The following is a 25,658-nucleotide window of genomic DNA, read 5'->3' on the forward strand; positions in this document are numbered from 1 at the left end:
AACCTAACTTTGACTTCTCTTTTGTCTTTCTCTAGCTCCCCTTGCAGAGAGCTAGAGAATAGTTTTTTAAATATGGAGCGCTTCACCCATTGAACCAAGGGTGGCTTCCAGCATTGCTTCGGACATTGTTGGATGAGGGAAAACAGTTGATGATGCTTCTGCTTCTGTTAACTCCCCTGTTTTCATCAAGCAAAAACCTTGAATCATTTCGGTCACTTCAGCACCAATCATATGTGCGCCAAGCAACTCTCCGGTAGCCTCATCATAAATGACTTTCACCATGCCTTCGGTCTCTCCCATTGCAACCGCTTTCCCGTTTGCAAGGAATGGGAAACGTCCAACGTTAAGATGGTATCCAGCCTCTTTCGCAGCCTTTTCAGTTAAGCCAATAGAAGCAACTTGTGGCGTTGAATAGATACATCCTGGAATGTTTGTTTTTTCAAGTATCTGTGGCATACGTCCAGCAATTTTTTCCACCGTAATAACAGCTTCACGGCTTGCCTTATGCGCTAAACAGGGTGGCCCTGATAAATCACCAATCGCATAGATTCCTGGTTCATTTGTGCAGCCAAATTCATCTACTTGAACAAAACTACGATCTGTCTGAACAGAAGTGTTCTCCAAGCCGATATTTTCGATATTGCCTTGAACACCAATCGCCATAATCAAACGATCCGCCTCCAATGCCACAGGCTTACCATTTGCGAGTGCTTTGACTGTTAAGCTGTCTTCATGCTTTTCAACAGATTCAATGCGCGTCCCTGTCTGAATTTTAATCCCACGTTTCTCAAGCTCACGTTGAAGAACCTTAACAACCTCTTCATCTTCATTCGGAAGAATTTGATCAAGCGCCTCAATAATTGTCACATCGGCTCCGAGATCCCGATAGAAAGAAGCAAATTCAATCCCGATAGCCCCAGCACCGGCAACAAGAAGTTGTTTAGGGAAAGATTTTGGTGTCATTGCCTCGCGTGCACCCCAAATTAACTTTCCATCTGGCTCTAGGCCTGAAAGATATCTCGCTCGTGCACCTGTCGCTAAAACAACGTGAGATGCCTTAATTTCTATTGTTTCTTTATCTGCATTTTTAATGACGCTCACATGTTGAAGCTCTGCTTTTCTACCCAAAAGCTTTGCTTCTCCATCGAAAACTTCAATTTTACCTTTACGTAAAAGCCCTTTAATTCCGTTTTCCATCCGGTTAGCAACACCTCTGGAGCGTGCGACAATTTTAGCTAAATCAAAATCTGGTTTTTCAACAGAAATCCCAAACTCTTCTAATGCAAATAATTGACGGTAAAGACTTCCCGAACGCAGAAGTGTTTTTGTTGGAATACACCCCCAATTTAAACAGACTCCCCCTAACTCTGCACGTTCGACCAATCCAACCTTCATGCCAAGTTGTGCTGCTCTCAACGCAGCGACATACCCGCCAGGGCCACCACCAATAACCAAAATATCAAAAAAATCTTGCATCTTTTATCCCTCAGTCCAGAGGGGAGAAAAATCTCCCCAGCAATCCATTTAGCTAAATATTAAAGAACCAAAGAATGCGGATTCTCTAAGAATTTTTTAAAGACATTCAGCCATTGTGCCGCGACAGCGCCATCAACAGCCCTATGATCAACGGCAACACTGACAGACATCACCGTAGCAACACCTAGCTGTCCATCCTCTTTTACAACAGGACATTTCTGGCCTGCACCTACTGCTAAAATACCTGCCTGTGGTGGGTTGATAATGGATGTAAACTGCTTCACGCCGAACATACCAAGATTTGAAATAGAAAAGCCGCCGCCTTGATATTCTTCAAAAGAAAGCTTGCTGACACGAGCGCGAGCAACAAGATCTTTGACTTCTGCGCTAATTTGACGAAGAGATTTCTTATCTGCCTGACGAATAATCGGTGTAATTAAACCATCTGTTACGGAGACAACGACAGAAATATCAACATTACCTAAACGCCGCATATGATTTTCTTCGAAAACCACATTCATACCAGGCTCTTTTTTCAAAGCGAGGGCTGCCGCTTTAATAATCATATCATTAACAGAAATTTTAAAGCCCTCTTCCTCTCCCATAAGGTTGAGTTCTTTTCTAAGCGCCATGAGCTTATCAAGCTCAATATCTGCAAAAACATAGAAATGAGGCGCATCCTGTTTCGAAGCGACCAAACGACGTGCGATAACCTTTCGCATTAAGGAATGTGGCACCATATCGTCTTCCAAAGAAGCAAAAGAAGGCGCTGTCTGTATCTGTGCTTTAGGGGAATGTTTTGGTGCTTGTGCAGATTTCAAATGCGTCTCAACATCACGGCGCACGATACGGCCATTTGGCCCTGTCCCGCTTAAATCAGAAAGCGCAACGTCCTTTTCCTTCGCAATACGTCTTGCTAAGGGCGATGCAAAAATACGGTCTTTTACTTCAACCTGTTGCGAAACAGCCTGTTCTTTTGAAACAGAAGAAAATTTTTTTTCTTCTAACTTTTCAACTGCTGGCGCTTTTGCCACTGCAAGAGAAGATGCTTCTGGAATTTCTTCACCTTCTTCGATGACGATCGCAATCGGTGTTTTAATCGCGACCTCTTCTGTTCCTTCGGCAACAAGAATTTTACCAAGAATCCCTTCTTCGAGGGCTTCAACCTCCATGACCGCTTTATCGGTTTCAATCTCGGCAACAATATCGCCGATCTCAATACGGTCCCCCTCTTTTTTCAACCAGCGCGTCAAATTACCTACTGTCATCGTTGGTGAAAGCGCTGGCAAAAGAATTTCATGTGCCATTATTTTATCCTTTTATCTGAGCTTTAACAGCTGCAACGAGCTCTTCAACCGTTGGAAGGGCCAATTTTTCTAAGTTTGCCGCATACGGCAAAGGAACGTCTTTTCCTGTGACACGAACAGGTGGCGCATCAAGCCAATCAAAAACCTCATCACATGCCAAGGCACTAATTTCCGAACCAATTCCCGCAAATGGCCAGCCCTCTTCGACTGTCACAACATGAGCCGTTTTTCGGATACTTTTTAAAATGGTTTCTGTATCGAGTGGGCGCAACGTACGTAAATTAATAACTTCAGCATCAATCCCTTCTTTTGCAAGAATCTCAGCTGCTTCTAAAGCCCAAGAAACGGCAATCGAATATGCGACAATCGTAACGTCTTTACCTTCTCTTTCAATTTTTGCTTTTCCAATTGGTAAAATAAAATCCTCATCTTCAGGAATTGGAAAACTTTTCCCGTAAAGAATTTCATTTTCAAGAAAAACAACAGGATTGGGATCTCTGATAGCCGCACGAAGGAGTCCCTTAGCATCTTCAGCAGACCACGGCGCAATGACTTTTAACCCTGGAATATGAGCATACCAGCTTGCAAAACATTGAGAATGCTGAGCGCCTACGCGCGCAGCCGCACCATTAGGCCCACGAAAAACGATTGGGCATGAGATCTGCCCACCTGACATATAACGCGTTTTTGCCGCAGAATTGATAATCTGATCCATGGCCTGCATTGAAAAGTTCATCGTCATGAACTCAACAATCGGTTTTAAACCTGTCATAGCGGCACCAACAGCCATACCTGTAAAACCATGTTCTGTTATCGGCGTATCAAACACACGCCTATCTCCAAATTCCTCCAAAAGTCCACGGCTTACTTTATAGGCACCTTGGTATTCAGCAACCTCTTCACCTAACAAAAAAACATCCTTATCACGGCGCATTTCAGCTGCCATTGCATCACGCAAAGCATCCCGTACTGTAATCATCACTTTACCTGCTGGAAGTTCTTCTGAACCATTTGTTACTGCTTCTGACATCAGACTGTTTCTCCTTCTTCTGCAATCACATCTGTCCAAAGTTCAGAAGGATCTGGCTGAGGGCTTTTTTCTGCAAAATCAGCCGCTTTCGCAACTTCTCCTCGAATTTGCGCTTCTAGCTCTTTAAAGAAGCTTTCAGAAACACCTTCATCAAAAAGTGACTGTTTCAATGCTTCTAATGGATCACGGGTTTTCCTAACTTCATCCACTTCTGATCTGGAACGATACCGAGCCGGATCTGACATCGAATGCCCACGATAACGATATGTATCCATTTCTAACAGGAATGGGCCTTGCCCAGATCGGCAATGCTCAATAGCTTCAGAAGCAGCTTCAAAGACGGTCTCCACTTTCATACCGTCAGCTTTCTTTCCTGGAATCCCCCATGGGCGGCCATTTTGAGAAAGATCTTTAGAAGCGCATGAGCGAGATTGGCTTGTTCCCATCCCATAACGGTTATTTTCAATCACGAAAACGATCGGGAGCTTTAAAAGTGCTGCAAGGTTAAAACATTCATATACCTGACCTTGGTTAGAGGCCCCTTCTCCCATATAAGCCACAGCGACTGTATTATCCTGACGATACATACTTGCAAAGGCTAGACCTGTCCCAATTGAGATCTGAGCCCCAACGATTCCATGACCTCCATAAAATTCTTCTTTACGGGAGAACATGTGCATAGAACCTCCCTTACCATGAGAATATCCATCTGCACGACCAGTCAACTCGGCCATAATCCGACCTGGATCCATGCCAGCTACCAGCATTTGACCATGATCACGATAAGAAGTAACGGAACGATCACCTTCTTTCATCGCCAAGCTAATGCCTACGGCTATGGCTTCCTGTCCACTATATAAATGGCAAAAACCATGAATCTCTCCCATCCCGTAAAGATGCGCTGTTTTTTCCTCAAAACGGCGGACTAAAAGCATTTTCCGATAAGCTTCTTTTTTCTCTTCTAAGCTTAAGGCAAATTTATGCTGAGAATCCTTCCCCTTAACTGGCGAGTTTTTAATCATTATGCTGCCTTTCCTAAACAAACCGTTCTCTTTACGGAGCACTTTCCCATCCCGTATTCCCCTTCCTAAATATTCCTCTGTTAAATCTCAAAGAATGTATTTGGGATACAATATCCACACAAAATAGAGCAAACGCTCCCTTCTTGCCCAGCTGTGAAAGCATTCTCAAGCAAAAAATTATAAAAAAGTATTTCTATAATCTTAAAACTCTAAAAAATTAACGCACGAACCGAGTGATAATCTCCTGATAGGCCTTAACATTAAAGTTTTTTGTTTTGTACTTTCCAACGTAAAGCCTCCCCAAATTTTCAATAATATCATTGTGCAAAGATGCGGTTGCTTTCTCTCGTAACTCTAGAGACATTTTATCTCTTTCTTGAGCTTCCATTGGAATCACTTGTGTTATTTTTGAAACCCAAAAACTTTCGCCATCCTGCACCATCACAGCCTTATTTGATTCTCCCAATAAGATGCGATTCGACAAAACAGCTGGTAGCTTAGACTCCTGCTTCATACGAGAAACAGAAACATCTCCATGGTATTCTCCACCTTTTATAGCAGATTCTTCTAAACTTTTCTTCAAAGGATCAACTTGAGCTTTCTGAAGAAGCTTTGCGACTTCTACCTCTGTTTGATGTGAAGCAACCTCTTCACGCCATTTTTGCAGAATCTCTTCTTTAATTTCTTGAAAAGATTGCAAACGAGCTGGCGAAGTTTCATCCACAGAAATCGCATAAGCTTGATCTCCATCGACCACAGCCTGAGGTAATTCGCCTTGAGTTTTACTAAAGGCCTCTTTCAAAATTTTAGTCTGCAAAGCCGCATTCCCAGGAAGAACAACCTCTCTATCTGCTGGCGTTTTTCCCTCTGCATTAACAGTAGCTGAAAAAATTTCGATCCCTAAATCCGATGGCAATTTTTTCAAATCCCCCGTACCAGCAACAGCCTCCTCAAAAGCACCTAATTTTTGGTGAAAAGCATCCGAAATACCAGCTGACTGCACCTCTTTCAACAGTTCTGGACGCACCTCCTCAAAAGAGCGGTTCACAGGTGGGTAAACCTTATCGACGAAAACAATAGCCCACTGCCCCTCTGAAGCGACCACAGGGCCTGTCAGCACACCTGTTCCTGCTGCAAAAATGGCTTCAGCAAGTACATCTGAAGGGACATCAGACTTTCTTGCTTTTTCTAAGGATGCAGGCACAGCTTGCGAACATTTTCCTGAAAAATCTGCCCAAGATATTTCTTTTTGCCAAAGAGCTTTACAGTCTTTTGCTTGATTTTCATCAGAAAACATTAAGACATTTACATCACGCGTTTCAGGTGCGTTGTATAGATGCTGGCGCTCTTCATAAAGGTGTTTTAACGAATCATCAGAAACCTTTATCGAACGGGAAACACTTTCCTGCGTCAAAACAGCAACCGTAATGTGACGATATTCTGGCAAACGAAACAAGGCTGCATGATTTAGATAAAAACGTTTTAATTGTGCTTCACTTGGCTGCTCTGTAACATCAGATGCTTTTTTAAACGGAATACGTACAGCATCAACTTTATATGTATTTCCAAAATAATTGCTCAAATAAGTTGAGACATTATGAGAACTTTCTAAAGAATTTCCCAGCCCTTCCAAAACGGCCTTACCATAAAGCTCCTGCCGAACCTGATTAATCAAACCTTCTCTTGTCTGTCCACTCGCTTGCAGAAGCATATTCATTTTTGCGGGATCGAATTTTTTATCTTCCCCTTGAAAGGCAGTATCCGAAAAAACCTGCTCCCGCACTCTTTCGTCGCTCACAATAAATCCTGCCGACTTAGCTTCTTGCATAGCGGCCAGACTGCCAACCATGGACGAGAGCGTCACTTGTGCAACTTGCGACACACCCTCCTGACTATACACCCATTTTGCGCTTGAAAATCTCTCAGCAAGAACCCTCAGCCTCATATCTAAAAGACGTTCGAAATCTAAAGTTTTAACCTCTTCTTTCCCAATAGAGACAAGAATATCGCCCGAGGGTTTTGAAGATAAATTAAAAATACTATCTCCTCCCCAAACCACGAAGGCAAAGAAGGTTAGCAACGCCATCAAACGCCCCAACCAAGAATCTACAAATAAGTGCCGCAGAGCCGTAATCATCAATGAAACTCAATCAGTCATGTCATTTAAAAATATCTATACATATACAAAGTTACATAAAGAAAAAGGAACCCCCTGCCTTTTCACAGAAAAATAAGATATATTTCTATCAAAAGACATGATGACCTGCACAACTGGGAAGTAATGCCCAAACAAGTTCTCTTCGTATGTAAAATACGCACATCTGACAAGGATTCCCCTGTTCATGCCCGCCTCTGTTCATACCGCATTACCGCCGCATTACATAATCGGAAACTGGAAAATGAATGGCACACGCCATGAAGCAGAAAAAGTTACAAAAAAAATAATCCACGAAATCAAAGAAATTTATACAGAGAATCTCTCCCCAATTATTTGTCCTCCCTTCACACTTCTTGATAGAATCGGTGCGTTTCTTGCCAAGCAAGAAGACGGGAAATATCATTTTCCTTTAGGGGCTCAAAACTGCTCTTATCCAACAACAGAACCACGGACAGGATCTGTTTCTGCTGAAATGCTTGCTGATTTAGGTGTTTCTTTTGTGATTCTAGGCCATTCAGAACGTCGTAAACATAACAGAGAAACCTGTGCAGAAATTCTCAAAAAAGCGCTTGCTGTACAGGCTGTTGGTCTGAAACCTATCATTTGTATCGGTGAAAATGCGCAAACAAGAGATCAAGGCGAAACAATTTCTTTTCTAAGAAAGCAAATTGAAGATTCTGTGCCAGATCATTTTTCAGGTTTTCTTTCCTATGAGCCTATCTGGGCGATTGGACAGGCAAACTCTGCACCAGTCTCTGCTATTGAAGAAGCTGCTAAAAATATTAAAAATATTTTAATAAAAAAAAATCCGGAAGCAGCACCTGTTGTTTTTTACGGCGGCTCTGTTAATGCCAAGAATGTTTCAAATATTCTAGCACTCAGAGAAATCAATGGGGTCTTGCTTGGACGGGCCAGCTTGGATGCTGAATCTTTCTTAGAAGTCTATCGCAAAGCCGTTACTGCCGTAGCCTTAAAACAGGAAGATCTGACGTAAAGCTTCTCTCCCGCCTCTTGTTTTCTCTCTTTTTTAAGGTATAACCAGCCATAATGACTACAATACTTCTTATCATAAACCTCATTGTTACAGTTGCCTTAATCGGTTTTATCCTCCTTCAGCGCAGTGAGGGTGGCGGTTTGGGAATCGGTGGTGGCGGTGGTGGCGGTTTAATGACTGGCCGAGGCGCTGCAAATCTTCTCACACATACCACGACAATTTTAGCAACTATTTTTATGGTTTTGTGCTTGGCGCTTGCAATGCTTAATAAAGGTGCGGTTAGCCATCAGAAAGACATTCTTTCTGCACCGCCTGCACCAGCAGAACAAAGCACAACTCCATCTAAATCTTCTTAAAAATATCAGAGCCCTATGACACGTTTTATTTTCATCACTGGCGGCGTGGTTTCCTCGCTTGGAAAAGGGATTGCAGCAGCTGCTTTAGGAGCGTTGCTCCAAAGTCGTGGTTATAAAATCCGTATCCGTAAATTAGATCCCTATCTTAATGTGGATCCAGGTACGCTAAGCCCCTATCAGCATGGAGAAGTTTTTGTCACCGATGATGGTGCTGAAACAGACCTTGATCTAGGGCACTATGAGCGTTTCACAGGGCTCAATGCAAAACAAAGTGATAATACAACGACGGGACGCATTTACTCCAATGTCATCGCAAAAGAACGCCGTGGCGACTATCTAGGCGCGACTGTTCAAGTTATTCCACATATTACAGATGCAATTAAAGAAGTCATTTTACATGATACAGAAGATTACGACTTCATTCTTACGGAAATAGGTGGAACGGTTGGAGATATTGAGAGCCAGCCTTTCTTAGAGGCGATCCGCCAATTACGAAATGAAATTGGAATCAAAAATACACTTTGCCTGCACCTCACCCTACTTCCCTATATTCCAAGTGCAGGTGAATTAAAAACAAAGCCAACCCAACATTCTGTCAGAGAATTGCAACATGTCGGGCTTCAACCGCAAATCCTGCTTTGCCGTTGCGATAGACCTATTCCTGATAGCGAACGTCAAAAAATTGCCAATTTCTGCAACGTCTCACCCAGTGCTGTCATAGCTGCCAGAGATGTTGACACCATTTATGCTTGCCCTTCTGCTTATCATGAGCAAGGCCTAGACAATGAAGTTCTAAAATATTTTGGATTGGATACTAAAGCAGAGCCTAATCTTGAAAAATGGGATCACTTCGTTTCTGTCCTTCGTGATGAGACCAAGAAAGTTAAAATTAAAATTGCGGGGAAATATACCTCCCTTCTTGATAGCTATAAATCTCTTTCAGAAGCTTTGCTGCATGCCGGTGTAGCTAACCATCGGAAAGTTGAAATTGTCTGGATCAACGCAGAATCGCTAACAAGCCCCGAAGAATGCGAAAACGAACTTTCTGACGCTGATGGCATCCTTGTTCCTGGTGGCTTTGGCGAAAGAGGCACAGAAGGCAAAATTCAAGCTATTCGATATGCAAGAGAGAAGAACATTCCTCTCTTTGGCATTTGTCTGGGTATGCAATTAAGTGTCATCGAATGCGCTCGCTCACTCGCGGGCATTAAAGACGCTTCTTCTACAGAATTTGACCATGAAAACACGCCGCTCATTGTTGAACTTGAGCAAGCCTATCATGGCAAGGAAAATGCCCCTCAAAATCTTGGTGGAACAATGCGCCTTGGTGCTTATCCTGCAAAGCTAAAGAAAGCATCCCGCATTTCCAAGATTTATGAAACAGAAGAAATTTCTGAGCGTCATCGCCACCGCTGGGAAGTAAATGGCGATTATAAAGAAAAGCTTGAAAAAACAGGACTTGTCTTTAGTGGAATGTCTCCTGATGGATGTCTTGCCGAAGCCGTTGAATATCCTGACCATCCCTGGTTTGTCGCTGTTCAATATCATCCAGAGTTAAAATCCAAACCTTTCGCGCCCCATCCACTTTTTGTAAGCTTCATTAAGGCAGCATCAGAGCATCACACAAAGCACCGTGCTGATTCAAAATGAGTATTTCGATTGGTCAGCTAGAAATTGGGGAGTCTCTCCCCTTTTCTCTCATTGCTGGTCCTTGCCAAATTGAATCACGCCAACATGCTTTAGAAGTTGCTTTTGCGCTTAAGGAAATCACCTCTAAGCTTAATATTGGCTTGATTTATAAGAGCAGCTTTGACAAGGCTAATCGAACTTCCGTTTTTTCAAAACGTGGGCTTGGCTTAATCAAAGGTTTGGATATTCTTAGCGAAATAAAAGAAAAAACAAACTTGCCTGTTTTGACAGATGTTCATTTGCCAGAACAATGCAAGGAAGTCGCCAGCGTTGTTGACGTTCTTCAAATCCCTGCTTTTCTCTGCAGGCAAACAGATCTATTGCTCGAAGCAGGAAAAACAAACAAACCTGTCAATGTAAAAAAAGGCCAGTTTATGGCTCCTTGGCAGATGGGTTCTGTCGTTGAAAAAATCAAATCAACTGGGAATAACCAAACGCTTCTTTGTGAAAGAGGTACTAGCTTCGGCTATGGTAATCTGGTTGTTGACATGCGAAGTCTTTCCATCATGAAAGAAACGGGCGTCCCTATCGTTTTTGACGGCACACACTCTGTTCAAATGCCAGGCGCAAAAGGGAATGAAAGTGGCGGACAGAGAGAGTTTATAGCACCTCTGTCCCGTGCGGCTATGGCGGTGGGACTATCTGCTCTTTTTTTAGAAACCCACCCAGATCCAGATAAAGCGCCAAGTGATGGTGCCTGTATGCTTCCAATAAAAGAGCTTTTTCCTCTTCTTAAAGAGTTACAAGCAATTGATTGTCTTGTAAAAAAAATCTCTCTTTAGAGTATTGATTATCTAATTCTTCTCTATAAAAAAATATCTAGAAAGATTATGCTTCGACTGTCCTTAACTGGTGCATTATGAATCGGTTTCCCAGTTCAGGTTTTATTAGATATATGAAAAGGATAATTTCATGAGCTCAATTATATCCGTAACAGGACGTGAGATCCTTGATAGCCGAGGAAATCCTACAGTAGAAGTTGAAGTTATTTTAGAATCTGGTGTTTCTGGACGCGCAGCCGTTCCTTCAGGTGCCTCCACAGGTAAGCATGAAGCCGTTGAAAAACGTGATGGCGATAAAAAGCGCTTCCATGGTAAAGGCGTTTTACAAGCTGTTGAAGCTATTAATGGTGAAATCGCAGAGAATATTCTTGGACTTGATGCGCTTGATCAAGTTGGTCTCGATCGCACCCTTATCCAATTAGACGGCACACCTAACAAAGCACGTCTAGGGGCTAATGCTATTTTGGGCGTCTCTCTTGCCGTTGCAAAAGCAGCTGCTGAACTTACAGCTCAGCCACTTTTCCGTTATGTTGGCGGTACATTTGCCCATGTCCTTCCTGTCCCAATGATGAACGTCATCAATGGTGGGGAGCATGCTGATAACCCACTTGATTTCCAAGAATTCATGATTCAGCCTGTTGGCGCAAAAACTTTCTCTGATGCGCTTCGTATGGGAGCAGAAATTTTTGCAAGTCTTAAGAATAAACTTAAAGCCGCTGGCCTAAACACCAATGTTGGGGATGAAGGTGGTTTTGCGCCAAATATCGTCTCTCCAAGTGATGTTCTAAACTTCCTGATAGAGGCCATTAAAGATTCTGGCTATGAACCAGGAAAAGATGTGACTTTTGCTTTGGATTGCGCTGCAAGCGAATTTTATAAAGGCGGTCGTTATGTCCTCAATGAGGGTAAAGATTCTCTCACTTCTTCCCAATTGATTGACCTTCTTGAAAAATTAGTTTCTGAATTCCCAATCGCTTCAATCGAAGATGGATTGGCTGAAGATGACTGGGAAGGCTGGAAAGAGCTTACAGACCGTTTGGGTGACAAAGTAAATCTCGTTGGCGATGACCTGTTTGTGACAAATCGTAAACGTCTTGAGGAAGGTCTTGAAAAAGGCGTCGCAAATGCGCTTTTAGTGAAACCAAATCAGATCGGCACATTGACAGAAACACTCGATGCTATTCAACTGGCAACGTCTTCTGCTTACAAATGTGTTCTCAGCCACCGTTCAGGTGAAACAGAAGACACAACCATCGCCGACTTGGCTGTTGCTACAAATTGCGGCCAAATCAAAACGGGTTCTCTTTCTCGCTCTGATCGTGTTGCTAAATACAACCAGCTTCTTCGTATCGAAGAAGAACTTGGGGAAGATGCTGTCTTTGCAGGTCGTGCTATTTTACCTAAAAATTTCAAAGCATAAGCTTTGGAAGCAATTGTGTTTTGATTTTTCTATGGAAAATCATTACAAAGAAACGGCAGAGAAATTCATCTCTGCCGTTTTTTGTGTGTAGAAATGAGAAAATTCTTTACTTTTTTTGCTCACCTTTGCCAAAACCTGCTTCCTGCTTGTTTCTTTCTTCTTTTGGCATTCTATTTTCTTTGGAGCCGAAATGAAGGCTCTCATGGAACAAAGGCGGCTGTTACATACCAGCAACAGCTCGTCGAGGCGAATAAACAGCTTACACAGGCAAAAGAAGACGAAGGCAACTGGCTCAACCACGTTAAATCTTTAGGCTCTAAAGCCCTCGATCCTGATCTTCTCGATGAGAGAAGCCGTATGATGCTAAATCATAGTACAGTAGATGAGATTATTATCCCCTACCCAGCCAGCGCTCCAGGTGGCACAAAGGGGATAAATTAGTTATAAACTAATCATCCCCTTTGTGAAAATCTCAATTTTTAAAAGTAAAATTACTTAATTTTAGCTTCTTTAAAAATGACATGTTTACGAGCCACTGGATCATATTTCTTAAGTTCCATTTTACCCGTAGCGGAACGTGCATTCTTGCGTGTGACGTAAAAATAGCCTGTGTCAGCAGAAGAGACGAGGCGGATTTTAATTACATTCGTTTTGGCCATAATTTTCTTACCTGAATTCTTAATAGAGTCCGAATATTAAAAGATATTAGGCCTCTTAATAAGCCTTTTCATTCGGTTAATGCGTAATTAATGAAGATTTTCTTGCCTGAGGTCAAGTGTTGAGAGAAAAAAGAGCGCTTTTTCAAATATTTTATTTCTTTGCCCCCTTCCCTTTTTTCTTTGCTGTTATCGTTTTCTTTTTTGCCGAGGCTTCGGTTTTTGGCAAGGACGTATCCAAAAATTCTTTTTCAGAAATAACTCTAACCGAACCATCTGGTGCGACCATCGTTACTGTGCCATCTCCATTCGGAATAGAAACAACATGCGAATTTGGTTCCCCAATATATTTAGAAGCAGCATCTGGTAATGGATCCTCCCGATTACCTAGGCGCATATCTTCATCTTCACCAAGAGCCAATTTTCCCCCTGAAGGAAGCTGATTTTCTGGGAAAATTCGACTTAGCTCCGTATCCAAATGTTTTGTTCTTTGACCGTAATTCCGATTAAACTCACTATTTGGATTATCAACATCCATCAAACTTGGAACAGATTCTGGGTGCTCATCCCAAATATTCCCCGACTGCGGAAGAATAGGCTTTGCAACATCAACTTTTTTACCATGCGCTCTTTTAAAATTCTCCCCACCATGTTTTGGCCCATTCTCTTCCCAAGGCCAAAACAAATCTACAAATAAATGTCCGATGCCACCACATCCAGAAAGCAACATCAAAGAAAGAATCGATACTCTTCCCAAAATTTTTGGTGTTATAGAGGGCATCTTTTTACCTGGGTCAAAACGAGAACGCTTTATGACTTTGCCCCCTGTTGACGAAAAATTTGGACGGCATAGCGCAAATAAATAAAACCAGAAATCCACGTTGGAATCACAGCGATCCAAATCAAAACAGCGCCAATCAACGTCACAGGAACCTGTGGCAATCCAAGCCATTTTCCGCCATCCATGCCAACAATGAGAAAGCCAAGCCCCGTCATTTGAACAGCCGTTTTCCATTTTGCGATACGAATGGTAGGAATTTTGGAGCCGACAGCAGAAGCATAGTCACGCAATCCTCCAACCATAATTTCCCGAAAAAGAATTAAAATGCCAGCATATAAAGTCGCATAGTCTTCTAAATGCCCCAATCCTGCAAGCGCCAGCAAAAGACAACCAACCAACAGTTTATCAGCAATTGGATCCATAATGCGTCCCAATTCAGATTGCACTTTTTGACGGCGTGCTAAAGCACCATCGACATAATCCGTAACACAAGACAAGATAAAAATGCCACAGCAAATGACAGACCATAAAGGCGATTTAAGAGCCAATAAAAGGACAATAACAGGAATCGACGCCACTCTTAAAAGCGTTAAAAAATTAGGAAGCATGGTATAACTGCACATTATCGATCTGTTTCACTCTCCTGCTCTGACATATGAAAATATTCATAAATTTCTTGAGACAAACGCTGACTAACACCTGAAACTTGCGCAAGCTCCTCCACGGTTGCTTGGCTGATATTTTTTAAAGACCCAAAACTGCTCATTAATGCACGACGCCGCATATTTCCGACACCTGGAATATCTTGAAGTTTTGAATGTAAAAATGCTTTCCCTCGCCCCTTTCGATGCGTTGTAATTGCAAAACGATGTGCTTCATCCCTTAGACGTTGTAAATAATAAAGGAGCAAATCCTGAGGCGGAAGCTGAAAAGGTGCTTTTCCATCAACAAAAAACCATTCTCTTCCAGCATTCCTATCAGGACCTTTTGCAATTCCCATAACAGGAATATCAGAAATACCCATATTTTTTAAGATTTCTTTTACAGCGCTTACCTGCCCCTTACCACCATCAATAAGCAAAAGATTCGGACGCGTCCAATGATTCCCTTCCCCTTGAAGCTCTTCCTCATTCATCTTTAAAAAACGCCGCTCCATTACCTCTTTCATCATGCCGAAATCATCTCCTGGCGTTGCTTTCTGAATGGCAAATTTTCGATAAGCATTTCGTAAAAAGCCTTCCCTTCCAGCAACAACCATCACGCCATAAGGAGATGTTCCCATAATATGGGAATTATCATAAATTTCGATCCGTTCTGGAATTTCTTTAAGAAGAGCAGCCTCTTGAAGCTGTTTCAGAATTTTTTCCTGCGAAATTTTTTCCGACAAATAGCGTGCAAGTGCTTCTTTTGCATTCATCAACACATAATCAAGAACAGCTTTACGCTCGCCCCGTTGCGGAAAGCGAAAAAATACTTTTTTCCCTCGGCGCATTTCTAACGCTTCAATCAAAAGCGCTTCATCTTCAGGATACTCATTCAGAATAATCTCTCTAGGCGGTAACTTATCTTCGTAAAACTGTCCTAAAAAGGCAGATAAGATCTCAGTGGGCTGTGCCGCCGAATCATGTTCAGGGTAAAAGGCACGATTCCCGTTACTATTTCCGCCACGAATAAAAAAGACCTGAATACAGCTCCGCCCTTTATCTTGATAAAGGGCAATCACATCCGCCTCAACAATACTGGCTGGGTTAATTGCCTTAGAAGAACGTATCTGCCCAAAGGCCCTCAAACGGTCCCGCAGCAAAGCTGCCTTTTCAAAATTAAGATTATCTGACGCCTCTGCCATCTCTTGGCCTAATTTCTGCTGAAGGCTCGCCCCACTTCCAGCTAGAAACGCCTTTGCCTCTTCAACCAGCCCAGCATATTGATCTGGAGTAATTTTATCGACACAAGGCGCAGAGCATCTTTTGATTTGATGCAAAAGGCATGGACGTGTCCGCGACTTTAAAGTCGAATCAGAACAGGTTCGGAGTAAAAAACTCCGTTGCAATACCTGTAATGTTTGCTCTGCAGCCCATGCGCTTGCAAAAGGCCCCCAATAAGTGATTCCTTTTCTCTGTTTTCCCCTTTGGCGCACTAAACGAGGAAAATCAGGATTTTTTCCAGGATCAAGCATAAGCCACGGATAGCTTTTGTCATCCCGAAGCAAAATATTAAATCGAGGCTTCATTCTGCGAATAAAATTTGCTTCTTGTAGAAGTGCCTCTGCCTCATTTGCCGTGACAACAATTTCCATGGAAACGGTCAGAGAAACCATTAAACGGATACGATCCGGCAACGCATTTAAACGTGTATAAGAGGTCACCCTTTTTTTTAAACTCAGCGCTTTTCCGACATATAAAACCTGACCTTTTTCATCCAGCATCCGGTAAACGCCTGGAAGAAAGGGAATGGTTTTTAGCGCATTTTGAATCGCTTCAACACCCTTTATAACGTGATTTTTTTCGTTAGAAGATAAAAAAACAGATTTTTCCATAGACATTTATAATCTGACCAACCATTTCTTTATCAAGAAAATAGATTTTTTAACGATTTTAATTAAAGTGATTCACTGTGGAACAATCAAGCCCCTCTTCAACAGCGCCTCAAAAATTGCGTATTTTGACATGGAATATCAATTCTCTTCGACTTCGTCTTCCCCTTCTTGAAGAGATTGTGAAAAAAGCAAACCCCGACATTGTTTCGCTTCAGGAAACAAAAGTAACTGATTCTCTCTTTCCCCTCGAAGCTGTGCAAAAACTTGGCTTTCCACATTGCCTTTTTAAAGGCATGAAATCCTATAATGGTGTAGCAATCCTCTCTAAACATCCCTTAACGCTTTTAGAAAACTTCCCAGAATGGCAGGGACAACAAGATTGCCGCCATCTTGCTGCCTCTCTTAAAACGAGAACAGGCGCTATTCATCTCCATAATTTTTATATTCCTGCCGGCGGTGACATTCCGAACCCAGAAGAAAATCCAAAATTTGCACATAAACTTGGCTTTCTGGACGAAGTGACAGATTGGTTTTCTAAAAATAAACCTAAAAAATCTGTTTTAATGGGAGATTTAAATGTTGCTCCCCTTCCCGATGATGTCTGGTCTCATAAACAGCTCTTAAAAATTGTTAGCCACACGCCAATCGAAACAGAAAAATGCCTTGCTTGGCAAAAAGAAGGGTTTATGGACGCTATGCGCCTTCATACACCAGAGCCTGAAAAACTCTACACTTGGTGGTCCTACCGCAATAAGGATTGGAAAAAATCTAATCGAGGACGCAGACTAGACCATCTTTGGATCACGCCAGATCTTCAAGACAATCTCAAGAACATGACCATTATGCGTGAAGCCCGTGATTTTGAGCGCCCTTCCGACCATGTGCCCGTTTTTATTGATTTAGACTTAGAGTAGTTCTTAGTAACAGGAGGCTAGAAGCCTCCTGTTATTTCGATTTCCGCTCTAAGAGACAAGCAAAAAAGCCATCCGTTCCATGCTGTGCAGGCGTTAAGCGGATAGATCCTTTTTCCTGAAGTTGTGTTTCAAGAACTTCAGGAAGTTCCAAGGAAATTTTTTCAAAAGGTTTTATTTGAAACTCTGGATGCTGTTTTAGGAAGGCCTCAATCCTGCCTTCATTTTCTTCTTTTAAAATAGAACATGTTGCGTAAAGCAATGTTCCTTCTGGTTTTAAAAGCGAAGAGGCTTTTTCCAAAACTTCCGCTTGTTTGACCATAATTTCCTGCAAATCAATCGGCTGTAAAGTTCTTCTTGCATCTGGATTACGGCGCCAAGTCCCCGTTCCCGTACAAGGTGCATCAATCACAACCAAATCAAAATCACCTTTATGGCGTTTTAGCCATTTATCACCCTCAACGAGTAAATGACGCTCTACATTATGAACACCAGCCCGTCTTAGGCGCTTTACAGCGCCTTTTAAACGAACTTCAGAAACATCACAGGCAACAATATGCCCACGATTTTCCATATTCATCGCCATTGCCATCGTTTTTCCACCAGCCCCCGCGCAATAATCAACAACCCTCTGGCCAGGCTTTGCATCCGCTAGTAAGGCAACGATCTGGCTTCCTTCATCTTGAATCTCCACCATACCATTCTTAAAAAAGTCCAAAGACATGATCGCACTTCTAGAAGGCAGTCTAATGCCCCATGGTGATAGAGGAGAAATTTCAGCTGGAATTTCTTCTTTTTTAAGGGCCTGAAGGACCTCTTCGCGTGTCGCTTTTAAAAGATTCACACGAATGTCTAAAGGAGCCTCTTCCTGCATTGCCAAAATTTCTTTTTCAAGTGCCTCTTCTGAACCAAAAAGCTCTTGAAGTAAGGGCGCTAACCAATCTGGATACTCCCCCTGCACAGCAGCTGGCTGTTCTGGATGCGTAAAAGAGACGCCCTCTAAGCGTTTTAAAAAAATCAATTCGCTCTGTGTTAAATGCGCTGCTGCATATTTTCCCTTATCAAAAGAAGCTTTTAAAGCTTCCAAACTGCCTTCTTCCATAACAGAATAGGCAAGGCAAATCTCACGGGCAGAAAAGAAATTATCATCTCCCTTTTCTTTCTTTGTCAGCAGCAAATCTTGAAGGACAGATTCTCCCTCATATTTTGCCTTTGACAAATGCCAGTTTATACGTCGCCAATGACGCAAAGCCCCCCAGACAATTGCAGAAATAAAACGACGGTCACCACTCCCAATATAACGATTTTGCCGAAAAAACGCGGATGCAACAGCATCAGCAGGGCGTCGCCCTGCTGAACGTATTTCCTGAAGGAGTTCAATAGCCGTTGAAAAACGCGCACCAGGTGTCATCGAAAAATACCCTGCCTTATTTGCAATAAAAGAACTAAATTATACGCCAATTAATAACGATAATTTGGCGATTCACGTGTAATAGAAACATCGTGAACATGACTTTCACGCAAACCGGCATTCGTAATTTGTCTAAAGCGAACACGCTTTTTCAGTTCTGAAAGATCGACCGCACCGACATAACCCATACCAGCACGCAGACCGCCAACCAATTGATGAATCACCTCTCCCATCACGCCCTTATAAGGCACTTGCCCTTCAATCCCCTCCGGAACAAGTTTCAAAGTGTCACGGACATTTCCTTGGAAATAACGATCAGCAGATCCTTTCGCCATTGCGCCAAGAGAGCCCATCCCACGGTAAGATTTATAAGTACGCCCTTGATAAAGGAACGTTTCACCCGGACTTTCCTCACAACCAGCCAGCAAAGAGCCCACCATAACCATATCAGCACCAGCACCCAAAGCTTTAACGATATCACCTGAATTCCGAATACCGCCATCGGCAATTGTTGGGATATTCATTTCTTTACAGGCCGCCGCAACTTCCATCACAGCCGAGAATTGAGGAACACCAACGCCCGCCACAATACGTGTCGTACAAATTGAACCCGGTCCAATACCAACTTTGACACAATCAGCACCCGCTTTAATCAAAGCCAAAGCGCCTTCCGGAACAGCAACATTCCCTGCAACAATTTGTATTTCTGGAAAATGATCTTTTAAATTGGCAACAGAACGAAGAACTCCGGCAGAATGCCCATGGGCCGTATCTACAAACAAAGCGTCTACACCTGCCTCAACCAATTTTTTTGCACGTTCGAACTCAGAATCTCCGACACCAACAGCTGCTGCACAAAGCAAACGACCTTGTGAATCTTTAACAGCTAAAGGATAAGTTTGAGCTTTTTCCATGTCCTTAACCGTAATGAGACCAACGCAGTGGCCTTTTTCATCGGTTACAACCAAACGCTCAATACGTCTTTTTTGCAGTATATCTTTTGCATCAGAAGGGCTCGCTTCAGGAGAAATCGTTGCTAAATTCTGGCTCGTCATTAAATCACGAACCTTCATTTGATCATCTTTAGCAAAGCGCATATCTCTATTGGTAAGAATTCCTACCAAAATTCCATCTTTTTCAATCACTGGCAAACCAGAAATACCACGGGTCGCCATCACCTCTTTAACTTCAGCAAGCGTTTGATCTGGCCCAACCGTAACGGGATCAATCACCATCCCTGCTTCAAAACGCTTCACTCTGCGAACCTCATCCGCCTGCTTGGCTGGTTTTAAATTTTTATGGATAACACCAAGACCACCATTTTGAGCCATTGCGATTGCCATTCTGGATTCTGTCACCGTATCCATTGCGGCAGAAATCAAAGGAATATTCAAAGAAATTTTATTTGTAAGACGAGAATGAACTTTTGCCTGCGAAGGAAGAACTTCAGAAGCCGCAGGCGAAATCAAAACATCATCATAGGCAAGTGCCATTTTAATGGCTGGGTACTCTTCTGAATTTCTCATAATTATACAACCTTTTTCTAAGAACTTCGTACTTAAATAAATTAAAATAACTGATATTACTCTTTCTTAGATTAAATTAAAATTCATCAATAGGCTAAAAAATTGAAAATATCGCTTTAAAAATATGAATTTAGGGGTATTCTATTAGAGAATAATATTATTTTCTCGCTTCTAAATTAACCCTCTTTTCGGATTGGCATTATCCTTATATGTTAAGGCCAAGCTTTGCACCTGTGGGTCAGTTCAGAGGCCAGATTCGTGTTAGCCTTCTTAAAAATCTTCCATCTAGGAGAATATTTCATGCGTCTTTCATACAAGACCCTCGTTGCTGCAGTCACTGCTGCAGCTTTTGTTGTTCCAACTTCTTTTTCTTCGGCTTTCGCTGAAGATGCAGCACAACCAGCTGCAGATCAAGCTGCAGCAACGGCTGATGCCGCTAAAGCTGACGCTGCAAAAACAGATGCAAAAGTTCAAGAAACAGCAGCCAAAGCGCAAGAAACAGCTGCTAAAGCTGATGCAAATGCCGTAAAAGCGGAGGCTTCTGCAGATAAAGCTGACGTTGCTGCTGACACTAAAGATGCTCCAAAAGCTAAAAAAGCCGCTGCTCACCACCGTAAGCACCGCAAATGCAAAAAATGCCATGGCAAGAAACATGCAAATCATGTTGCTCCAAAGGCAGATGCTGCTGCAAAATAATTCTTAAATTATCCATTTAATTTAGAAATTATCTTTAAGGGGTGGCTTGCCACCCCTTATTTTGTTTCCATGACCTTTTTTATTTTGATCTGACGTGAATATTATGAAGCGTAATTTATTCTTATCGTTGCTATGCCTTCCTCTCCTCGCTGGATGTAGCTTATTTTCCTCTAAAGATCAGAAAAATTTCAAAGCAGATTCTCCTCCGCCTCAAACAGAGGCTGACACGAATACACCAACGGAATCTTCAACAACAAATGCAGAGGACTCTCCTAGCAAAAAACCAGTAAAACATATCGCCAAGGAAGAGATTCTCCCTGCACCTGAAGAAATTGTTTCGGGTAACCAGCCACAGCATCATATCAGCCCAGCTTCCGCAATTGACCCCACAGCGATGGAAGATAATGCAAACCCGAGCCGGCTACCAGATGGAAGTATTGCTGCACCTGTTTCAAATGGAGACAGCGGTCCTGCTCTTTCAGCACGACAACAAGAAAGACAAGCTGCAATTAAACTGCGTGATAGCCTAGAACGCATTCAAGACGGGAAAGCCAACAATTCAGAAGAGGATAAACAGCTCTCTGAGCTTCCATCATCACAACGGAAAGCGATGTTGGAACAATTAAACCAAGCGCTTTTAACAAAATAGAAAATAAAAAAACCTCTCATCCTGAAATGGGAGGTTTTTTACTTTTACACAAAGAAAGCTTAAGCCTCTTTCTTAACAGCATAAGCAGCTGCTACCCCAAATAAACCTGGCTCTGGATATGTAATAATTTTAACAGGCAAACTTTTCATAATATCTGAAAAACGTCCCTTTGCCTGGAAACGATCCGCAAAGCCCGATTTTTCCAAATAATTTTGAATACGACGTCCAACACCACCCGCAATCACAAGCGCCTTTGCGCCATGTGCTAGAGCAACATCCCCAGAAATTGCACCTAATGAAAGACAGAAACGCTCCATAGCTTCAACAGCCAATTCATCTTTGCCCTCTATTGCATTCGTCCAAAGAACGCGATCCTCAATTTTTGGCTCAACCTTCACACCTTTGATTTCTGCCAAAGCTGTATAAATATTTACAAGACCAGGACCAGAAACGATACGCTCTGTAGAAACACGGCAAAGGCCTTTTCTGACAATACGCAGAATCTTATCCTCAATCTCATCCTCTGGCGCATATCCAATATGCCCACCTTCTGTTTGAACCACCTTATAGTGCGCCCGATCCATCCGCATTAAAAGGGCAACACCTAAACCAGTCCCCGGCCCAACAATACTAATATTTCCCTTTGAAGGCAGAGGTTCATTTGGACCTGACAGATGATTGAAATGCTCATCTCCCAAATGGGCGACCGCATTCGCAACCGCAGCAAAATCATTGATAATAATAAAATCATCAATATCTAAATTTTTAGCCAGCCGACTTTGATAAATTGTCCAAGGATTGTTTGTCATCTTTAAAATGTCACCCGTGACAGGACAAGCAATCGAAATTGCGACTCTACGGGGAACAGGACGTCCTAAACGCTTGGAAAAATCCTTCCATGCAGAAGCGAGTGAATCATAATCGGCACATTTGAAGATTTCTGGTTCTTCAATTTTTGTCACATGCCCATCACTTATTTGCGCAATAGCAAAACGCGCATGCGTCCCACCCAAATCAACGGCGACAACCTCACCTTGTTGAAAATTTTTTTGGTTTTTAGACATTGAAAACAATTCCCTTAAATCTCATTGAAATTAAAATTCCAAAAATAACAAGGACTCAAATCCTTACTTCTTTTCTGGACGTTGCATAACATGAAAAATGCGTAAAAATTTATGAACCAATGGACGTGGGAAATGAGCATCTAATATGCGAGCAACATGAAATGGCCATGGGAACATCAGCGTAAGTTTACGCTCTTCAATCGCCCTTTTAATCTTTGCAGATGCCTTTTCGACAGTCAGCATGAAAGGACGCCCAACCCCCTTAAGGCGCTGACTCATAGGGGTATCTATAAAACCTGGAATGATCAAAGTGACACTGACATTATGAGGCGACATTGCAGCTGCTAATGCGGTGCTAAAACGGCCGATACCTGCTTTTGTTCCAGAATAAACAGAAGCCTGCGGCAAATCATGGAAAGACGCAACAGAACCGATAAAGGCAATAGCCCCTTTCCGACGGCGTCCCATTCTTTCTGCTGCTTCACAGGCCATAACAACAGGGGTTGTAAAATTAACCTGCGCCATTGCTAAGGCGCTCTCCGCACTTTCAATGAGCTTTCCAGCAGAACGAAGATGCGAAAGGCCAGCAGCAAGAATAGCAACATCAACAGGAAGCTCATCATCTGCCTCTGCAAACGCTTCAATGGCCTTCCCAGAATCCGCAAGATCAATTTGGCGGGTAAAAACAAGAGAGCCTTTCGCTCTTACCTCATCTGCAATCTGAGACAAACGACGACGGTTTCGGCCCCAAAGCGTTATCGCCACGCCAGGTTCCGCATATTGACGAGCCAACTCAGCCCCGATGCCACTAGAACCGCCTGTGATTAAGATGTGACGGCCGATACCTTTTAGATCTTGTGTCAACGTTATGCCTCACTTTATTCCCTAATAATATTAACCCAAAAGCTTTATCTGTGACTCTCACAAAAATCAGACTAGCTTTAGATTGTTTGTAAGCGTATAGCTTAATTCATGCAATCATCCATTTCTACTACCTCAACTTCATCTTTTTCTGATTCTCCAGAAATACATGTTGAAATCGTTTCAGGCAAAAAAGATTTAGATACTTTTATCACTTTGCCAGAGAAGCTTTATGCAGAATATAAAGAATTTGTTCCAGCGCTTAAAATGGAACAAATGGCGCTTTTGCACCCTGAAAAGAACTCTCTTTTCAGACATTGCGACCATCAATACTTTATGGCTTGGGTCGACAAAAAACCTGTTGGGCGTATTGCAGCCATCATAGACAAAGAAGCTCAGAAATATCTAAACAAGAAAATAGGATATTTTGGGGCACTTGACTGCGTCCCTGACCTGAGCGTTGTTAAAGCGCTTTTAAATGCCGTCGAGGAATGGTTAAAAGAGCGCGATATTAAAACGGCTATGGGGCCGCTGACACTGACTTCAAACGGCGAATCTGGTGTGATGGTTTCAGGTCAAGATCAAGACATTATGATAGAGACGCCGTGGCATCCACAAGGCTTAGCCGACATGATTGCCGAGGCGGGCTACCACCAAACAGAGGACCTCCTAAGTTACCGCTTAGAAATCGCATCAGAACAAGTTCAGGACTATAAAGTCCCTTGCAACCTCGAAATTGGATCAGGCCGTCTTAAAGATGTTACTTTAGAAAAAGTTTCTAAAAAACAGATTCAAGAACAAGCTGAAATTTTACGTGAACTTTATAATGATGCTTGGGATGGAACCTATAATTTTGTGCCACTCAAAGATTACGAAATGAAAGATATGCTCCACCGTATGAAGCCTATCATTCACACAAACAATTATGTCCAAATCAATCGCGGAGGTGAAGCTCTTGCGATTGCTCTGATTATACCTAATGTCTATGAGCTTTCTGAAGGTATTGGCTCGAGTCCTTCTCTTTGGGGCTGGATGAAGATTGGTTACAGACTGTTGCGCAAACGCTTTAAATCCGGTCGTGTTATTCTTCTCGGTGTCTCCAAAAAAATTCGTGGAACAGTATTGGGAGCGCTTTTCCCAGGTCTCGCCATTCATGAGCTGATTCGCCGAAGAGGGTTTCCTGGTATGCGTTTTGACTGGGTCGAGTTAGGCTGGATACGCAGTAAGGATACGGCAATGCGAAATCTCATTGAAGATTCGCTCAGCCCTGAACCTTACAAAGTTCATCGGCTTTTTGAAAAAGAACTCTGATAAATAAAAGATTAAGGAGGTTAGAATCAGAAATGATTCCAGCCTCCTTTTTGCTGATATAACTCCTCTTTGCCACAAGCATTTAGAAGAGTGACACCTCCCCCTTCTGCAATTCCGCCAATACGAGACACCTGAATGTGATGTTCAGCTGCCCGTGTTTTCATCTCTAAAACATGTTCTGGCGCAATGGTAAAAAGGAGCTGATAATCATCTCCTCCACTTAAAATAAGATCTGAAAAATCTTTAAAATATTTCTGTGCCTCTGGCAGTAAAGGAATTTTGGAAATATCAAGTAACACCTGAACAGAAGATGCCTCTGACAAGTGGCCTGCATCCTGCAAAAGTCCATCTGAAACATCCATTCCAGAAGAAGCAAGATCTCCAATTAAAAAACCAACAGGTGGCTGCGGTAAAAGATAAAATTTATCAAAAACGGCTTCTAATGCCGTAATTCTCCCCTCTCTACCAGCCAATCCTAAGGCCGCATTCCCAATCGTCCCTGTAACCCAAAGCTCATCTCCTACCTGTGCGCCTTTACGATGCAACAAATGCTCTTTTTCAACTTCCCCCACGATTGTGACGCTTAGAAAAAGATCGCCCTTAATAACCGTTGTATCACCGCCTAACAGAGAAAAATCATAGATTTTTTGATCTAACCTGAGGCCTTCTTGGAAGGCTTTAAACCAAGCCTCTACTTCAAATTTTTCAGGGTTAAAAGCAAGAGAAAGAAAATAACCAGTGGGCTTTGCCCCCATTGCTACCATATCTGAAAGATTTCTGCGCAATAACTTTTGAGCAACGAACTGGGGAGGATCATCCGTAAAAAAATGAACATTTTCTGCCAGATTATCTACTGAAACAACAAATTCTTTCCCCCTTTCAAGATCCGGCAACGCTGCCGCATCATCTCCAAGTTTCCAAGCCGTTTTTCCAGCTAATGGCTCGAAAAAACGGTGAATAAATGAAAATTCTCCGTTTTTTTTCATGCTTTTCGTCTTATTCATTTTTCCTTGGAATAGCTC

General features: G+C 42.5%; 23 protein-coding genes and 1 pseudogene. 10 read left to right on the top strand and 14 right to left on the bottom strand.

From position 1 onward, the window contains the following. Positions 1-66 precede the first annotated feature (66 nt). The 5 genes and pseudogenes from lpdA to FAI40_00980 all read right to left on the bottom strand — a co-directional run bounded on the left by lpdA (position 67) and on the right by FAI40_00980 (position 6,972). Positions 67-1,476, bottom strand: coding sequence for a dihydrolipoyl dehydrogenase (gene lpdA / locus FAI40_00960; protein QCE34022.1), 1,410 nt, complete (start codon positions 1,474-1,476; stop codon positions 67-69). Positions 1,477-1,535: 59 nt separating this feature from the next. After that, the gene (locus tag FAI40_00965; protein ID QCE34023.1) at positions 1,536-2,783 is read right to left on the bottom strand and encodes a pyruvate dehydrogenase complex dihydrolipoamide acetyltransferase; all 1,248 of its coding nucleotides are present in this window, start codon (positions 2,781-2,783) and stop codon (positions 1,536-1,538) included. A gap of 4 nt (positions 2,784-2,787) precedes the next feature. Continuing rightward, positions 2,788-3,759: pseudogene (locus tag FAI40_00970) on the bottom strand (pyruvate dehydrogenase complex E1 component subunit beta). Positions 3,760-3,812: 53 nt separating this feature from the next. Further along, a complete protein-coding gene (pdhA, locus tag FAI40_00975) occupies positions 3,813-4,835 on the bottom strand; it encodes a pyruvate dehydrogenase (acetyl-transferring) E1 component subunit alpha (protein QCE34024.1) in 1,023 nt (340 codons plus the stop codon). A gap of 217 nt (positions 4,836-5,052) precedes the next feature. Continuing rightward, entirely contained in the window at positions 5,053-6,972 is a 1,920-nt protein-coding gene (locus tag FAI40_00980) for a hypothetical protein (protein ID QCE34025.1), read from the bottom strand. Between the two features lie 205 nt (positions 6,973-7,177). On the opposite strand from FAI40_00980, the gene tpiA reads away from it, so the two are divergent. The 6 genes from tpiA (at position 7,178) to FAI40_01010 (ending at position 12,675) form a co-directional block, all read left to right on the top strand. After that, positions 7,178-7,987 (top strand): triose-phosphate isomerase, encoded by an 810-nt coding sequence (gene tpiA, locus FAI40_00985; GenBank protein QCE34026.1) that lies wholly within the window; start codon positions 7,178-7,180, stop codon positions 7,985-7,987. Positions 7,988-8,040: 53 nt separating this feature from the next. After that, on the top strand, positions 8,041-8,343 hold the full coding sequence (gene secG / locus FAI40_00990; protein ID QCE34027.1) for a preprotein translocase subunit SecG: 303 nt from the start codon (positions 8,041-8,043) through the stop codon (positions 8,341-8,343). A gap of 15 nt (positions 8,344-8,358) precedes the next feature. Further along, a complete protein-coding gene (locus FAI40_00995) occupies positions 8,359-9,993 on the top strand; it encodes a CTP synthase (protein QCE34028.1) in 1,635 nt (544 codons plus the stop codon). Beyond that, on the top strand, positions 9,990-10,814 hold the full coding sequence (locus FAI40_01000; protein ID QCE34029.1) for a 3-deoxy-8-phosphooctulonate synthase: 825 nt from the start codon (positions 9,990-9,992) through the stop codon (positions 10,812-10,814). The genes FAI40_00995 and FAI40_01000 overlap by 4 nt, the downstream gene beginning before the upstream one ends. A gap of 130 nt (positions 10,815-10,944) precedes the next feature. Continuing rightward, positions 10,945-12,234: a phosphopyruvate hydratase gene (locus FAI40_01005; protein QCE34030.1), complete on the top strand. Its 1,290-nt coding sequence runs from the start codon at positions 10,945-10,947 to the stop codon at positions 12,232-12,234. A gap of 93 nt (positions 12,235-12,327) precedes the next feature. Next, on the top strand, positions 12,328-12,675 hold the full coding sequence (locus tag FAI40_01010; GenBank protein QCE34031.1) for a septation inhibitor protein: 348 nt from the start codon (positions 12,328-12,330) through the stop codon (positions 12,673-12,675). A 50-nt stretch (positions 12,676-12,725) separates the two neighbouring features. Here FAI40_01010 and rpmG read toward each other — a convergent pair whose 3' ends face one another. The 4 genes from rpmG to uvrC form a co-directional block, all read right to left on the bottom strand. Then, positions 12,726-12,893, bottom strand: a complete 168-nt coding sequence (gene rpmG / locus FAI40_01015; protein ID QCE34032.1) for a 50S ribosomal protein L33 — start codon at positions 12,891-12,893, stop codon at positions 12,726-12,728. A 151-nt stretch (positions 12,894-13,044) separates the two neighbouring features. Beyond that, a complete protein-coding gene (locus FAI40_01020; protein ID QCE34033.1) occupies positions 13,045-13,671 on the bottom strand; it encodes a hypothetical protein in 627 nt (208 codons plus the stop codon). A gap of 29 nt (positions 13,672-13,700) precedes the next feature. Next, positions 13,701-14,294 (bottom strand): CDP-diacylglycerol--glycerol-3-phosphate 3-phosphatidyltransferase, encoded by a 594-nt coding sequence (pgsA, locus tag FAI40_01025; protein ID QCE34034.1) that lies wholly within the window; start codon positions 14,292-14,294, stop codon positions 13,701-13,703. Next, positions 14,294-16,213 (bottom strand): excinuclease ABC subunit UvrC, encoded by a 1,920-nt coding sequence (uvrC, locus tag FAI40_01030; protein QCE34035.1) that lies wholly within the window; start codon positions 16,211-16,213, stop codon positions 14,294-14,296. Before uvrC ends, pgsA begins: the two co-directional genes overlap by 1 nt. Positions 16,214-16,323: 110 nt before the next feature. On the opposite strand from uvrC, the gene xth reads away from it, so the two are divergent. Further along, on the top strand, positions 16,324-17,121 hold the full coding sequence (xth, locus tag FAI40_01035; protein ID QCE35703.1) for an exodeoxyribonuclease III: 798 nt from the start codon (positions 16,324-16,326) through the stop codon (positions 17,119-17,121). Positions 17,122-17,152: 31 nt separating this feature from the next. On the opposite strand, the gene FAI40_01040 is transcribed toward xth, so the two are convergent. Together FAI40_01040 and guaB are read right to left on the bottom strand one after the other, a co-directional pair. Next, on the bottom strand, positions 17,153-18,529 hold the full coding sequence (locus FAI40_01040; protein QCE34036.1) for an RsmB/NOP family class I SAM-dependent RNA methyltransferase: 1,377 nt from the start codon (positions 18,527-18,529) through the stop codon (positions 17,153-17,155). Positions 18,530-18,579: 50 nt separating this feature from the next. Continuing rightward, on the bottom strand, positions 18,580-20,055 hold the full coding sequence (gene guaB, locus FAI40_01045) for an IMP dehydrogenase (GenBank protein ID QCE34037.1): 1,476 nt from the start codon (positions 20,053-20,055) through the stop codon (positions 18,580-18,582). Between the two features lie 300 nt (positions 20,056-20,355). Between guaB and FAI40_01050 the strand changes: the two genes are divergently transcribed. After that, positions 20,356-20,751: a hypothetical protein gene (locus FAI40_01050; protein QCE34038.1), complete on the top strand. Its 396-nt coding sequence runs from the start codon at positions 20,356-20,358 to the stop codon at positions 20,749-20,751. Positions 20,752-20,854: 103 nt separating this feature from the next. After that, the gene (locus FAI40_01055; GenBank protein QCE34039.1) at positions 20,855-21,400 is read left to right on the top strand and encodes a hypothetical protein; all 546 of its coding nucleotides are present in this window, start codon (positions 20,855-20,857) and stop codon (positions 21,398-21,400) included. Between the two features lie 59 nt (positions 21,401-21,459). Here the strand turns inward: FAI40_01055 and glk are convergent, their stop codons facing one another. Together glk and FAI40_01065 are read right to left on the bottom strand one after the other, a co-directional pair. After that, positions 21,460-22,464: a glucokinase gene (glk, locus tag FAI40_01060; GenBank protein ID QCE34040.1), complete on the bottom strand. Its 1,005-nt coding sequence runs from the start codon at positions 22,462-22,464 to the stop codon at positions 21,460-21,462. A 63-nt stretch (positions 22,465-22,527) separates the two neighbouring features. Beyond that, positions 22,528-23,334, bottom strand: coding sequence for an SDR family NAD(P)-dependent oxidoreductase (locus FAI40_01065; protein QCE34041.1), 807 nt, complete (start codon positions 23,332-23,334; stop codon positions 22,528-22,530). Positions 23,335-23,490: 156 nt separating this feature from the next. On the opposite strand from FAI40_01065, the gene FAI40_01070 reads away from it, so the two are divergent. Continuing rightward, positions 23,491-24,636, top strand: coding sequence for a hypothetical protein (locus FAI40_01070; GenBank protein ID QCE35704.1), 1,146 nt, complete (start codon positions 23,491-23,493; stop codon positions 24,634-24,636). Between the two features lie 26 nt (positions 24,637-24,662). Here FAI40_01070 and thiL read toward each other — a convergent pair whose 3' ends face one another. Next, positions 24,663-25,640 (bottom strand): thiamine-phosphate kinase, encoded by a 978-nt coding sequence (thiL, locus tag FAI40_01075; GenBank protein QCE34042.1) that lies wholly within the window; start codon positions 25,638-25,640, stop codon positions 24,663-24,665. Positions 25,641-25,658 lie beyond the last annotated feature (18 nt).

Source organism: Acetobacteraceae bacterium, assembly GCA_004843345.1.
Taxonomy (GTDB): domain Bacteria; phylum Pseudomonadota; class Alphaproteobacteria; order Acetobacterales; family Acetobacteraceae.

Coding starts and splice junctions, on each gene's coding strand:
- tpiA (QCE34026.1), top strand. CDS start 7,178: ATGCCCGCCTCTGTTCATACCGCATTACCGCCGCATTACATAATCGGA.
- pgsA (QCE34034.1), bottom strand. CDS start 14,294: ATGTGCAGTTATACCATGCTTCCTAATTTTTTAACGCTTTTAAGAGTG.
- FAI40_00995 (QCE34028.1), top strand. CDS start 8,359: ATGACACGTTTTATTTTCATCACTGGCGGCGTGGTTTCCTCGCTTGGA.
- glk (QCE34040.1), bottom strand. CDS start 22,464: ATGTCTAAAAACCAAAAAAATTTTCAACAAGGTGAGGTTGTCGCCGTT.
- pdhA (QCE34024.1), bottom strand. CDS start 4,835: ATGATTAAAAACTCGCCAGTTAAGGGGAAGGATTCTCAGCATAAATTT.
- FAI40_00980 (QCE34025.1), bottom strand. CDS start 6,972: ATGATTACGGCTCTGCGGCACTTATTTGTAGATTCTTGGTTGGGGCGT.
- FAI40_01055 (QCE34039.1), top strand. CDS start 20,855: ATGAAGCGTAATTTATTCTTATCGTTGCTATGCCTTCCTCTCCTCGCT.
- guaB (QCE34037.1), bottom strand. CDS start 20,055: ATGAGAAATTCAGAAGAGTACCCAGCCATTAAAATGGCACTTGCCTAT.
- uvrC (QCE34035.1), bottom strand. CDS start 16,213: ATGTCTATGGAAAAATCTGTTTTTTTATCTTCTAACGAAAAAAATCAC.
- rpmG (QCE34032.1), bottom strand. CDS start 12,893: ATGGCCAAAACGAATGTAATTAAAATCCGCCTCGTCTCTTCTGCTGAC.
- thiL (QCE34042.1), bottom strand. CDS start 25,640: ATGAATAAGACGAAAAGCATGAAAAAAAACGGAGAATTTTCATTTATT.
- FAI40_01050 (QCE34038.1), top strand. CDS start 20,356: ATGCGTCTTTCATACAAGACCCTCGTTGCTGCAGTCACTGCTGCAGCT.
- FAI40_01040 (QCE34036.1), bottom strand. CDS start 18,529: ATGACACCTGGTGCGCGTTTTTCAACGGCTATTGAACTCCTTCAGGAA.
- FAI40_00965 (QCE34023.1), bottom strand. CDS start 2,783: ATGGCACATGAAATTCTTTTGCCAGCGCTTTCACCAACGATGACAGTA.
- FAI40_01020 (QCE34033.1), bottom strand. CDS start 13,671: ATGCCCTCTATAACACCAAAAATTTTGGGAAGAGTATCGATTCTTTCT.
- secG (QCE34027.1), top strand. CDS start 8,041: ATGACTACAATACTTCTTATCATAAACCTCATTGTTACAGTTGCCTTA.
- FAI40_01010 (QCE34031.1), top strand. CDS start 12,328: ATGAGAAAATTCTTTACTTTTTTTGCTCACCTTTGCCAAAACCTGCTT.
- FAI40_01000 (QCE34029.1), top strand. CDS start 9,990: ATGAGTATTTCGATTGGTCAGCTAGAAATTGGGGAGTCTCTCCCCTTT.
- FAI40_01005 (QCE34030.1), top strand. CDS start 10,945: ATGAGCTCAATTATATCCGTAACAGGACGTGAGATCCTTGATAGCCGA.
- lpdA (QCE34022.1), bottom strand. CDS start 1,476: ATGCAAGATTTTTTTGATATTTTGGTTATTGGTGGTGGCCCTGGCGGG.